This is a genomic window from Enterococcus sp. DIV1411a (genome assembly GCF_050531945.1).
Lineage (GTDB): Bacteria > Bacillota > Bacilli > Lactobacillales > Enterococcaceae > Enterococcus_B > Enterococcus_B faecium.
On the sequence record NZ_CP172892.1, the window covers coordinates 1,387,028 to 1,400,457 of the forward strand.

Annotated in this window: 6 protein-coding genes and 1 other annotated feature; all 6 genes read right to left on the minus strand. The window is 38.5% G+C overall.

The window, feature by feature from the left end; translation table 11 throughout:
* Positions 1-144 precede the first annotated feature (144 nt).
* The 6 genes from pheT to IGJ87_RS06715 all read right to left on the minus strand — a co-directional run bounded on the left by pheT (position 145) and on the right by IGJ87_RS06715 (position 13,223).
* Positions 145-2,565 (minus strand): phenylalanine--tRNA ligase subunit beta, encoded by a 2,421-nt coding sequence (gene pheT / locus IGJ87_RS06690; protein ID WP_002297428.1) that lies wholly within the window; start codon positions 2,563-2,565, stop codon positions 145-147.
* A gap of 4 nt (positions 2,566-2,569) precedes the next feature.
* A complete protein-coding gene (pheS, locus tag IGJ87_RS06695; RefSeq protein WP_002295783.1) occupies positions 2,570-3,613 on the minus strand; it encodes a phenylalanine--tRNA ligase subunit alpha in 1,044 nt (347 codons plus the stop codon).
* 53 nt (positions 3,614-3,666) lie between these two features.
* Positions 3,667-3,878: a binding site (T-box leader), on the minus strand.
* A 43-nt stretch (positions 3,879-3,921) separates the two neighbouring features.
* Complete coding sequence (locus tag IGJ87_RS06700) at positions 3,922-4,263, minus strand: winged helix-turn-helix transcriptional regulator (RefSeq protein WP_002295781.1); 342 nt, start codon at positions 4,261-4,263, stop codon at positions 3,922-3,924.
* A gap of 68 nt (positions 4,264-4,331) precedes the next feature.
* Positions 4,332-8,054: a helicase-exonuclease AddAB subunit AddA gene (addA, locus tag IGJ87_RS06705; protein WP_002323663.1), complete on the minus strand. Its 3,723-nt coding sequence runs from the start codon at positions 8,052-8,054 to the stop codon at positions 4,332-4,334.
* Positions 8,051-11,578: a PD-(D/E)XK nuclease family protein gene (locus IGJ87_RS06710; protein WP_002301086.1), complete on the minus strand. Its 3,528-nt coding sequence runs from the start codon at positions 11,576-11,578 to the stop codon at positions 8,051-8,053. Before IGJ87_RS06710 ends, addA begins: the two co-directional genes overlap by 4 nt.
* Positions 11,579-11,756: 178 nt before the next feature.
* Positions 11,757-13,223, minus strand: a complete 1,467-nt coding sequence (locus tag IGJ87_RS06715) for a peptide MFS transporter (protein ID WP_002288052.1) — start codon at positions 13,221-13,223, stop codon at positions 11,757-11,759.
* Between the last annotated feature and the right edge of the window lie 207 nt (positions 13,224-13,430).

The following is a 13,430-nucleotide window of genomic DNA, read 5'->3' on the forward strand; positions in this document are numbered from 1 at the left end:
GTAAAGGCCTGTTTTTTTATCTCGTCTCTGTGCTATTCCTTTTTTAAAATCAAAAAAAGAGATGTGACGAAGTTGTGTCACATCTCTTTTTCAAATGTATGGTCTTCAAAAGCTACTTGATCGTTACTTACTATATTTTCCCTCTTAGCGAATACTTGCCTCTAGGTTTTCTACCAACGCTTTTTCGACTTTTTCCATTCCTTTATTGATTTCTTCATCTGTCAATGTTGCTTCTGGGTTGACGAATGTCAGGCTATACGCCATGGATTTATGTCCTTTTTCAATGTTTTCTCCTTGATAGACATCAAATAATTGGATATCTGTTAAAAATCTTCCGGCAGCAGAACGGATAACTTCTGTTAATTCCTGATTTGTCACAGTTTCTTTTACAAGCAAAGCGATGTCCCGGCTGACTGCTGGGAATTTTGTCACTGCTTCGAAAACAATCCCTTTTTGAGCAGCTTCCACTACAGCAGATAAATCAAACTCAGCAACATATGTTTCTGGAATATCATAACTTTTTGCAATCGTTGGATGCACTTGACCGACAAAACCAATAAATTTTTCGCCAAGGTAAATCGCAGCAGTTCTTCCAGGATGCATTTCCTTCATTTCTGTCACTGTTTGATAATGGACATCTTCAGTGATGCCTAGTTGTTCAAATAAGTTTTCTAAAAGACCCTTGATGGTGAAAAAGTCTACATTTTGAGCTTTCGTCTGCCAATCTTTTTCTTCCCAAATACCAGAAATAGCGATTGCTGCATGTTTTACTTCTTGCGGCAGATGTGTGCACGGATCATTTTCTTGGAAGAATACCCGCCCAATTTCATATAAAGCAATCTCTGTATTTTTTCGAGCAGTGTTATAACTGATATCATCTAATAGTCCGCTGATCAAATTCATTCGTAATACAGAACGTTCTTCGCTCATTGGCCAGTCCAAACGTGTAATATTACTTTCATTTATAACAAACTGTCTTGATTTTTCTTCTGTTGTCAATGCATAACTGATTGCTTCGCTCAATCCGCTTCCTTCAAAGATTGTACGAATTTTACGAGTAGTTTCTTGTTCTTTTGACAAGCTTCCAGCAACCGTTTCTCCACTTGGAAGTGTAGATGGCAACTGGTCGTATCCATAAATACGAGCAACTTCTTCGATAATATCTGCTTCGATTTGGATATCCCAGCGTCTTGGTGGTACTACTACGGAATAAACATGCTCCTTTTCTTCATAGCTAAATCCAAGTGCTTCAAAAATCTCATTTACTTCTTTAACGACAAGAGATGTTCCTAAATATTGATTGATGCGTTCAAGTGAAATCTTCACTGATACGTCTTCTGCTTTGATCTCTGAGCCTTTGACCGCGCCTTGTAGAACTTCCCCACCCGCAAGAGAAACGATCATTGCTGCAGCAACCTCACTGGCTTCTCCAACAGTCGCATGGTTGATTCCTTTTTCAAAACGTGCAGAGGATTCACTACGCAAATTAAATTGTTTTGCTGTACGACGAATCGAAATTGGATCAAATAAAGCAGATTCTAGTGCAACTGTTGTTGTTTCATTCGTGATCTCTGAGTCTAACCCTCCCATGACACCAGCTAAAGCAACTGGTTCTTTGCCGTTAGTAATGACGAGATTGTCAGTTGTCAATTCCCGAGATTCTCCATCTAGTGTTACTAATGTTTCATTTTCTTTTGCACGGCGGACAAAGATCTCTTTTGATTTCAATTTGTCGTAGTCAAATGCATGTAGTGGTTGTCCGAATAAAAGCAAAATATAGTTCGTCACATCTACTACATTGTTGATTGGACGAATGCCTTCGTTCATCAAAAGATTTTGTAGCCATTGAGGACTTGGCTGGATTCTTACTCCTTCAATGATTCTGATTTGATAAGCAGGAACTGCTTCTTTATCTTCAACTTCCACTTGAATTTTATCGCTAGCAGGTCGTGAGGATTCTAGCAACTTTTCGTCATCGAATGTAGGAGTCTGACGATAAATTGCCCCAACTTCATAAGCTACGCCACGCATTGACAATGCATCCGCACGATTCGGTGTGATAGATAATTCAATAATCGAATCATCCATATCCAAATAAGGAAAAACTGGATCGCCATTTACAGCTTCTTGTGGCATATAATAGATACCTTCAGCGTATTCTTTCGGTATAACACTATCTGAATAGCCAATTTCTTGTAATGAGCAAATCATGCCATTTGATACTTGGCCACGCATTTTTCCTTTTTTGATTTTTACATTACCAGCGATACGTGAGTTAGGAAGTGCAACAATCACTTTGATTCCAACCTTCACATTAGGCGCTCCACAAACGATTTGAGACAGTTCGTCTTCGCCAATATCGACTTGACAAATAGAAAGGTGATCAGAATCTGGATGTGGTACGCATTCCTTGACTTCACCGACAACGATTTTTTTCAAGCCTTCTTCTGGAACCGTTACTCCCTCTACTTCGATTCCTGTCACAGACATCTTATCCGCTAATTCTTTTGGTGTTACATTCGATAAATCTACATAACGATTGAGCCATTTATATGAAACTAACATTTTCTTACTCCCCCTTGAACTGACTTAAGAAACGTAAGTCATTTTGATAGAAATTACGGATATCATTCACTCCATACCGCAACATAGCTACGCGGTCTGGTCCAAGGCCGAAAGCAAAGCCTGAATATTCTTCTGGATCGATTCCTGACATCTTCAACACATTCGGGTGTACCATGCCAGCTCCTAAAATTTCGATCCATCCAGTGTATTTACATACGTTACAACCGGCACCACCACATTTGAAACAGCTGACATCTACTTCTACTGATGGTTCCGTAAATGGGAAATAACTTGGACGCAAACGAATTTCACGATCTTCCCCAAACATTTTTTTCATTACGACTTCTAATGTTCCTTTAAGGTCGCCCATTGTGATGTTTTTATCAACAACTAGCCCTTCAATTTGATGGAACTGATGACTGTGGGTCGCATCATCTGTATCTCTGCGGAAGACTTTCCCTGGCGAGATCATTCGTAGAGCACCCTTAGAGAAATCATGTTTTTCCATTGTCCGTGCTTGGACTGGTGAAGTATGTGTCCGAATCAATATCTCGTCTGAAATATAGAAAGTATCTTGCATGTCCCTTGCTGGATGATCTTTTGGCAGATTCATCCGTTCGAAATTGTAATGATCAGATTCTACTTCATATCCTTCTACGATCTGATAGCCCATACCCACAAAAATATCTTCAATTTCTTCCATGATTTGTGTCACGATATGACGTGTACCATGTTTTACTTTTCTACCAGGTAGTGTCACGTCTATTGTTTCTTTTGCCAAAGCTGCATTTAACGCTTCTTCTTCTAATACTTGTTTTTTTCGCTCGATCTCTTCTGTCAAAAGATCTCGGATCTCATTTGCGAAACTTCCGACTTTTGGTCGCTCTTCTGGACTTAGATCTTTCATCCCACGTAATACTTCTGTGATCGGTCCTTTTTTTCCTAACGTTTCAACACGTATTTGATTTAATTCATTTAAATCTTGTGCCGCTGTGATTTTGACGAGCGTTGCTTCTTTCAAGCTCTCTAATTGTGCTTGTAGAGACATGTGCTTGTTCCTCCTTTAAATTCCAAATACAAAACAAAAAGACCTCATTCCTGTTAAGGAACGAGGTCTTCGCGTTACCATCCTAATTTGCGGATAAATGACTTACACCGCACTCTTACTTCGTTAACGACAATTGCCGGTCTGATTTTATCAGACGAACTCGGAAAGTGAACTTCATTTTTCAAACACAGGATCTGCTTTCAGTCTGCGACAGATCTCCCTGAACTGGTTTAGCCAAACTACTCTTTTTCGTCATCGTTCTTTACTTATTCGTATGGACTATAGTTTACAAGATTTTTTTTACAAAATCAACCGCATTCTTCCTCTGTGACCCATTTTTCGCTCCAAACTTGTATTTGACGCATCGCTTTTTGCAAGTCTGCTCCTTTTTCAGTCAAGAGATATTCTGAACGGCTCTTTTCGCTACAGGCAAAGTTTCGAGTGACTATTCCTTCTTTTTCTAATTCCTTCAAGCGTTCGACTAATACTCGATCACTGACCATCGGGATTTTTGCCGCAAGCTCAACAAAGCGTTGCGGACCGTTTTCGAGTAGTACATCGATAATCAATCCGTTCCATTTTTTTCCTAAAATAGAGAATGTTTTTTCAAATTTAGGGCATAAAACGAATTCTGTCTGTGTTAGCTCCATCATACTCACCTCTTCCCAGAGTATAGCATAATCCTTACAAAACATAAGTCAAGTTTGCTCAATTATAATTATTTGTTAATGTTTATAATTTGTTTCACTCGAAGCAAAATTAGGAAAACATTTTCTACTGGCTTATTCAAAGCTTCTGACATTGCTTGTTGGTAAAGTCTTAGCTGTCCTTGATATTTTTGGACGATTGCATCTATTTCTGCTGGATCATCCGGAGGTAAAATAAAATCTGTTTTAAAATCATAGATATTGAGATGATCTTTTTCTTCTAGGTATCCATCGACGATTCCGTGGATTAATAGTTCATCTTCTTGATTTGGATAGTCTTGAAATACTTCGTCAGCAGGAAGCAGCATGGAAAAAGGTTGTTCTCGTTTTACGTTTTCTTTGTTGGCAATCAGCTGTTGACCAAGTTCTGTTTGAAAGAACCATATAATAGAAGAAACATCTACTTTTTTCGCGACTTTTTCGTCTACTAACCGTTTCCTTACCAATTCCTGTAATTTTTGATGGATACTCTCTGTAGTTGGCATCTCTAATGGCAGTAATTGTAACAAAGCATGCGTAGCAGTTCCAACAGTAGCTGCTGACACTTGCCGATCTTTTTGCAAAAATTTTGGTTCTGCTAGTTGTTCTTGCGTATAACGAAATTGACGGGATGCTGCTTTGTTCTGACTGCTTTCCAGAGTCAAACGTGATTCTTGTGTATCATCTGGATCTTCGAATAATCGTTTGATTTCAGATACAGATTGATAACTTGTGGTTTGTGAAGAAGCTTGATAAGGATATTCATATGCCAGACGTTTTTGTAACGAATCTGCTAATAAAGTTTCATCTTCTTTCATCTGCTGATCTAAGTTAACCAGTTCTTTTTCAGCAAGCAACTGTCTTTGTTCAATGATCGATTGCTGATTCATCCATGAAATAGAAAACTGTGCATTTGAATGTTGAAGAAGAGAAGTCGAAATTTCTTCCTCTAAGTATTTCTGCATTTCAGGATGACGGATCAATCCGTAACCAATCCAATTCATCAAGCTGCTTCTGCCCTTCAAACGTAGCGCAGGATCAAAAACCAACTCCTCATGATCAGCTGCTTCAGACCACGTTTGGATCATTTGCTCTTTATTTTTATAGGAACCGACAATGAAAAGCTTTTGTTCTGCCCGAGTCAATCCTACATACAATTTACGCATTTCTTCCGACAACAATTTGTTTTGCTTTGCCAATTTGATGGCTTGAAACGGTAACGTATCATATAACACTCGTGTTTCAGGATCCATATAGCGAATTCCTGCTCCAAGTTTTTCTTCAAAAGCATACCGATTGCGCAAGTCTTGTAAGTTGAACTCCTTTGTCATATCTAACAAAAATACAACTGGGAATTCCAAGCCTTTACTTGCATGGATCGTCATAACGCGAACAGCATTATCTTCTATTGAAATGACTGGTTCTGCTAAGTCTTTATCTTTTTCTTGCATTTTTTCAATGAAACGCACAAACTGGTATAATCCTCTGAAAGAACTTTGCTCGTAAGCTTTGGCACGATCAACCAATGCATAAAGATTGGCTTGTCTCTGTGCCCCTGCTGGCAGACCGACCACATACTCTAGATATCCCGTCTCATAATAGATATCCCATAACAAGTCAGTGATCGAAGAACGGCGAGCAAGTTCTCGCCAATGCTCTAGTTGCTTGCCAAAATGTTTCAGCTTAGCTGCTAATTCATCTTCGTTTGATGCTTGATAAGCAAGCACAGCATCATAGTAAGTATGTGCACGGTCAGCTAATCGAATGCTGGCTAATTCTGGTTCAATCAGACCCACGATCGGTGAGCGCAATACAGCCGCAAGCGGAATATCTTGATAGGGATTATCGATTAATTGTAGCAGCGAGATCATCGTGCGAATTTCTGTCGCTTGAAAATAGTTTTGAGCATCATTCATCTCTAATGGAATATCCAATGTTTTGAAAATCTCTAAAATCGTTAAGTTGTTCTTCTTTGTAGGTGTCAAGAGAACAATGTCTTTGTACTCTATCGGACGACTTTTTTTTGATTTTTTATCATAAATCATAAAGGAGGAATCAATTAATTGACGAATTTTTAGTCCTGTCATAAAAAGTTCGCCTTCTGTTTTGTCTTCCAGTATATCATCCGTCGGAATCTCAATCTCTGATTCTTCCTGTTCTTTTTCATAGATCATGATTTCCGGCTCAAACTGTTCATTCTCTGGAAAGTCTGAAAATCCTTGGATCAGTTTGGCTGCTTCATCATAATTGATTTGACCCACTGCTGGATCCATTAGTTGTTCAAAAATAAGATTCGTAAAAGAAAGGACTTCTTTTCTAGAGCGGAAGTTCTCAGCCAAAACGATTCGACGTCCGCCTTCTTTCTTTGAGAAATTCTCGTATTTCCCGATAAATAAACTAGGATCTGCTAAACGGAAAGAATAGATGGATTGTTTGACATCCCCAACCATGAACATATTTCCTTTTGTATCATCAGGTTCTCTTAGCCAGTATAAAATGGCTTCTTGTAATTGGTTCACGTCTTGATATTCATCTACCATTACTTCTTTGAATTTTTTTCGATAATGTTTTGAAGCTTCACTTGGCAGCCATGCATCTTTCGTTTTTTCTGTGAGAATCTGCAACGCTAAATGTTCCAGATCATTGAAATCCAGCACACCTTTTTCCCGTTTACGCATACTGAAACCGTCCATGAAGCTTTGCGTGACTTTTGTCATTTCTTCGACTAATGGTAGTGCTTTGTCCGTTAATTCTTCCATTTGGCTTGGGGAAACAGGAAAATAACTTTTACTTATCTGCTGAATCAGTTTTTTTGCTTTATCCCTCATGCCCTTGACTTCATTGGAAATTTCTTTCAATTCTGCTTTCCGGCTGCTCTTAAAAGTTGAAAAAGTTAGTTGTTCCAAACCAGCATAAGCTTCTTCTAACCGATCTTGCGAGAACGCTTCATAGATATTCTTGATCTGCTGTTGTTCTCCAGCTACTTGCTCATTCATTTTTTCTAATCCTTCACCTTGTGCTAACTGAGTCATCTGTTCATATAACTGTACACATTGGTATATATCTGCCAAAACTAAAGGACGGATTTGTTCTTGATATAATCGAGATTTAGCTAGCCCCTCAGGCAAACGATAATTATCGCTTAACTGTTCTAGCCATTTTTGGGGGTCAGGGTTGGCACGGGCAAACTCATAAAGAGAAAACACCAGATTCGTCAAGCCGTCATCTGAACGATCATTAGAAAAATTCATTGTTAATTGGAAAAATCGTTCATCATTTTCTGCATAAAGTGCTTCTCTCAGCTCGTCCCACACATCCTCCTTCATCAAGATCGTTTCTGTTTCATCTGTTAACATGCGAAAGACTGGATCAATATCAATTAAGTAATAATAACGTCGAATAACTGTCAGGCAAAAAGCATGTAAGGTTGAGATATTCGCTGTGGGCAATAAAACTAACTGCTTAGTAAAATGCTGTCTACGTACAGGGTCACTTTCGCTATTGACGGATTCTTGTAATGCCTCTTGAATTCTTTCTTTCATTTCTCTTGCGGCAGCTTCAGTAAATGTCACAATCAATAATTCATCGATATCAAAACCCATTTTTAGTTTTTCAATCACTCTTCGAACAAGCACTGTAGTTTTACCTGATCCGGCAGACGCAGAGACTAATAGATTATCTCCTTGATCAAAAATCGCTTGCCACTGATCATCTGTGAATCGTTCATTTTGCGGTTTTAAAGGAATTTGATTCACTCTTCTTCACTCCTTTTCAATATTCTACGCAGTGCTTCTTCCTTATCTATTTTCTCCAGACGGTGGTAATTATTTTCTTTCAGCATCACATCAAACGTACAGATGCTTCTGAATGGACAAAATTCGCAGGCAATCCGCTGTTTATCTTTATAAGCTGGATTTAGTTTGATTTCTCCGGAAGTAATCGCATCTCCAGCTAACCGCATATTTTCCCGATTATGCGCCATGAATAGTTGCAGTTCTTCTTCCGTGAAAAATTTGTCTTTACTGAAACTACCTTTTTGGTATTCATCTTTCGCATTTTTTTTCACTGGATAGATCAGTGATTGTTCTTTTGCTTCCAGTGAATGATCTAGTACTTCTAAAAGAGCGGGATCATCGACAAAAACGCCATCATAACTAAATTTTTTCAATGTATTCTTCTCTACATCATCTGTCTCCGTCAATACAGGATTATGAACATGTAAATAATATGATCCTGCTGGTTTAACAGCCGCCTTTCCAGTCAAACGTACCGCATCCATCAATGCTACGTCCAGATACGTCAATAATTGCATAGCCATGCCATAATAAGCTTCTGTGACATCGAATGAACGTCCGCTAGATTTGTAATCAACGACGCTTAGCCAAGTATCTTCTTGTTCAGAAGCTACATCGATTCGATCGATTTTCCCTCGAACATGGAGTTTTCCACCATTACTCAACGGTAATTCCAGACCTGTGATACCTTTTGCTCCAGCAATCTGACCAAATAGAATCTCTGTCTGAAGAGGATGCATGCCTGTATTTTTGCTCTGTTTTTGCAAAGCCCATGCCACTTTTTGAATCGTCTGTCCTAACTGGTAGCGGATATAGTTCATTCTTGCAGAACTATCCAATATCTCAAACCGAAGTTCTCCGAATACTTCCTGCAGCACTTTTTCAGTAAAGTCTCTACGCTGCGCATCGGACATATTCACTAAGGATAATTGGTTTGAAAACAGTAGCTTGAAGAAACGATCCAATGATTCATGATAAAAATCACCAGTTGCTGCTGGAGTTAGACCATAAACAGTTCGTTCTTTCAATTTCAAACCAAATTGCATGAAGTATTTGTATTCACAATTATAAAAATTCTCCATACGTGAAATTGAAGTATAAATTTCTTTTCCATAAAGCTCTTCCGCCATTTTTTCTGGCATCGAAACAGGAACATTTAAATGTTCCTGACTTTCAAAAATCTGTAAAGCAAAATTTCGCCATGACGAATTCAGTACTAATTCTTTGAGCTTTTGCCAGTGCTTTGGTACAGGTTTTTTTTCATCTAAAGCTAATCGATAAATCCTATTGACTGTATTGATTCCGCTTCTGTAAGTCCCTACATAACAATTAGGGTCGCTTTCGATCGTCAAATGCTCTTTTCTCTCGACGGGAACAGATAAATATTCTGTGATTCTACGCAAATAAGGAGACATCTTCAGCGAACCATCTGTGTCATAGCTTTGTGCATAACTAAGATATAATCGATCTGTTCCGGAAAGAAAAACAAGATAGGCTTGGAAAGGCTCAAAAGAGATACTTTCCTTTGATGGGTCGAATAAAAACTGTCCATCTGGCAAGGCCTGATTTAATACTTCTCGTTCTTCACTGGACAACAATCCTTTTGTCTCTTTTCGGTCTGGAAACACTTGATCATTCAACCCTAATGCAAAAGTGACGGCAGCTTGATTTGGTCGAACTAATTCCAAACGATTGATTCGCACTTGGTCGATTGCGGTAGGGATTTTACCATAACTTAGATTTTCTAGACCACTCGTAATGATTTCTTGGAACAGTGACCAGTCAAAAGCCGATTCACCATAAATTACTACATATTCATCCAACAGATCAATCAGCGCTCCCCATGTCTGCTCATGGTTTCTTGCCGCTTCTAAGTTTCCTCTGTCTACTTCCTGATTACGCCAAAACAATAATTGTTGCTGTACGCCACTTTGGATCAAAAATTGATAAAAACCATTTGCGGCCTCTTGTCCTGTTTTGCTTTTCTTTATTTTTTTCAAAAATACTGGTACAGCTTTCTGAAATAATCGTCTAATCGTATTTGACTGTTCTTCCAAATACTGTACGTCTTCAATCTGTTCTGCTTCAAAATCATACGCCACAAACTGCCAGTCTTTTTCACGAGTCCAATAAGTTCCTTGATAATTGTAAGCAAGTGCTACATTTTCAGTGATGTCCAGTTTTTTCCTGAATTCATCTCGCTCTTGTTTCCATTCATCAAGTTCGGTTTCTGCTTCCGTCGACAGAAATAATTCAGTTTTGAAAAAACGCATAATATCACTTAGCCGATAAGAATAGCGGTCAAGAGCGAACAGACTGTTGATCCATTCGATCAGCGGATGATTTTCCATCATTTGTTCTTCATCGATATAAAAAGGAATTGCCATTTCTTGAAAGATCGGCCGAAGGATATTTCCATATAAAGACATATTTTTTGTCAGCACTTGGATATCACGATAACGGTAGTTTTCTTCACTGACTAGTCGTCTGATTTCAACAGCTAATTGTCGGACTTCTTCAGTTGGATTTTCAGCTTCCCACAAATGGAGATGCTCTTGTCCCCCTAATTTGTGTACTGCCGCTTTCTTTTGGCTAGATGTCTCTTCCCACATTGTTTGCAGCAGTTGAAGCTCTGTCGGACGAGTCTGCTCTGGTGCAAATCGGTCCACTAATATAGGGACTTTCCGTTCTCTTGCACTTTGAAAAAGACGGAAATAAAGCTTTCCAGTCTCATGAAAGAGCGTAAGTACTTCTGGAAGATCCGCTGTATAAGGACGATCCAGCAATAAATCGACAACCAATTGCCCCTTTTCCATCATTGCCTGCAGTAATTGATACTCTTGACCATTGATTCGAGAAAAACCACTGACAATAAATTTGACGTTGTTGAAATCTTGTGTCTGCATATAATTTGCTAGTATAGATAGTGCATCTTCATTTGTTAGTGCACGTTGAGTCAATTCGCTGTCATAAGCTGAAAAAATCAGCTTCAAGTCTTTCATTTTAAGTTGCTGGTCTTCTGCATTAGGTGAATCACCAAATAAAAGCATCAGGTCTTCTGGTTGAATATTTCCTGTACGCAATTCACTGTAGAGTTCTTGTAATTGACGAATAAACCCTCTTTTATTGATTTCTCCGCGAAAGATTGTTAATTCTTCCTCATTTTTTTCTAAAATCTGTCGCAAGATCATTGCAGATCCTGATTCTGATAATTCATTTCCTGTAAGAAGAGTTGTCTGTTGCAGCAAATACCAAGCCAGACGATAAAAACTAAATACTTGAACGTTTGTTGTGCTGAAAGCTTTTTTTCCGCTTCTTCTTCGCATCTCCGCTAAAATTTCTTGTTCCTGTTCGAATTTGCTGTAGTTGGGAACAAGGAAAAATACTTGGTTACTTGCATCCTGGTCGATCCAAGCGGATGCTTCGTCGATCAAGACTTGACGGTGATCTTTTTTCCCGTTTCCAAGAATAAATTGTAAAGACATGCTTTTCCTCCTTCAACACATGATACGGTGCTCCTTTATTATATCAAAAAATACTGAACATTTGTTCTATATTCTTCAAATTATATCCTTTTAAGGTTCTGATATTTCTACTTTTTTAAGTATACGCAAAAAACAGGAACTGCTGCAAATAAGCAATTCCTGTCTTTATGTTCATTGATTAATGAATAGATCCCATTAGTTTTTTGATTGGTTCTTTCACAGTAAATAGCAAGATACCACCGACGATTGCTACTGCACCGATAATACCGAAGTAAGCAGATTCTGTTCCCGGTGTGTAGAAGCGTGCAATTTGTGCATTGATTGCTTGTGAAGAAGCATCAGCTAAGAACCAAATAGCGATTGTTTGTGATTCAAATGCTCGTGGTGCTAATTTTGTTGTCACAGACAAACCAACTGGTGAAAGACACAATTCAGCAATAACCACGATGAAGAAACTTCCCAACAACCACAATGGACTTACTTTCCCACTTGTACCATAAAGCATACCCGGCAACATCAATAGCAAGTACGATAATCCTGCAAATAAAAGTCCAAGAGAGAATTTCACTACTGTAGATGGTTGACGTTCACCAAGTTTCGTCCACATCGTTACGAATACTGGTGTCAGAATAAAGATGAAAATTGGATTCAATGATTGATACCAGCTTGCTTGGATCGTTACACCAAATAGCGTAGATTGTGTACGTTCACTAGCAAATAAAGCTAAGATAGATGAACCTTGTTCTTGTAATGACCAGAAAATGATTGCTGCAAGGAATAATGGGATATAAGCCCATACTCTTGGTTTTTCTTCAGCAGTTACATCTTTTGAAGTCAGCATTTTGATAAAGTAATACAACGGTAAGATAATCCCCAATACACTGATTGTATTGACAAAAAAGTCAATTGTCAGATGACCAGTTAGTTGTGCCCCGCCGAATACTGCAGCGATAACAACAAGTGCGATGATCAAGTTACGGATGAATCCTTTACGTTCTTCAGTTGTCAAAGGATTCGGCGGTGTTGTACCCACTCCGTCTAATGTCTTGCGTCCTTGGATGATGTATTGTAATAATCCAAAGAACATCCCAATAGCAGCTAAAGAGAACCCTAAATGATAGTTATATTCTTGACCGATTGTACCAACGATTAGTGGTGCTAATAATGCCCCTAAGTTGACACCCATGTAAAAAATCGAAAATCCTGCATCTCTTCGCAAGTCAGTCTTTGAATAAAGATGTCCGACCATGCCAGAAACATTTGGTTTCAAAAAGGCGGTTCCGATAATAATCAATGCCATCGAAACAAACAATGTACTTACACCAAATGGTAAAGCCAAGACGATGTGGCCAAGCATAATGAAAACTCCACCGAAGAATACAGTGCGTTTTGCTCCTAACACTCGGTCAGATACCCATCCGCCGACGATACTAGACATGTAGATCAAAGATCCGTAGATCGACATGATAGCTAATGCTGTTGCTCGTGGTAATCCAAGTCCCCCGTTGGCAACTGTATCGTACATATAATAGATAAGTAATGCACGCATACCGTAATAACTAAATCGTTCCCACATCTCAGTGAAGAACAAAGTTGACAATCCCTTCGGCTGCCCGAAGAAGCCCTTGTCTTGCTGTTTTTCCATAATCTATACCCCAATTCTTTAAATTTTCAGAAAATATTATACATCTTTACCGAAAAATTTAACTAAAAAACTTATTTAAGAAATATAAACTAATTTTCTATAAAAACAAGTAATTTTTAATGGCAATATCATAAAAAAAAGAAGATAGAGATTTAATAATTATATATCAGCTGTTTTTTTCAAATAAGCAAAAATTCCTAAAACACA

What these genes read in the sequence shown, in the direction of transcription:
- pheT (WP_002297428.1), bottom strand. Translation starts at nt 2,565, where the DNA reads ATGTTAGTTTCATATAAATGGCTCAATCGTTATGTAGATTTATCGAAT.
- pheS (WP_002295783.1), bottom strand. Translation starts at nt 3,613, where the DNA reads ATGTCTCTACAAGCACAATTAGAGAGCTTGAAAGAAGCAACGCTCGTC.
- IGJ87_RS06700 (WP_002295781.1), bottom strand. Translation starts at nt 4,263, where the DNA reads ATGGAGCTAACACAGACAGAATTCGTTTTATGCCCTAAATTTGAAAAA.
- IGJ87_RS06710 (WP_002301086.1), bottom strand. Translation starts at nt 11,578, where the DNA reads ATGTCTTTACAATTTATTCTTGGAAACGGGAAAAAAGATCACCGTCAA.
- IGJ87_RS06715 (WP_002288052.1), bottom strand. Translation starts at nt 13,223, where the DNA reads ATGGAAAAACAGCAAGACAAGGGCTTCTTCGGGCAGCCGAAGGGATTG.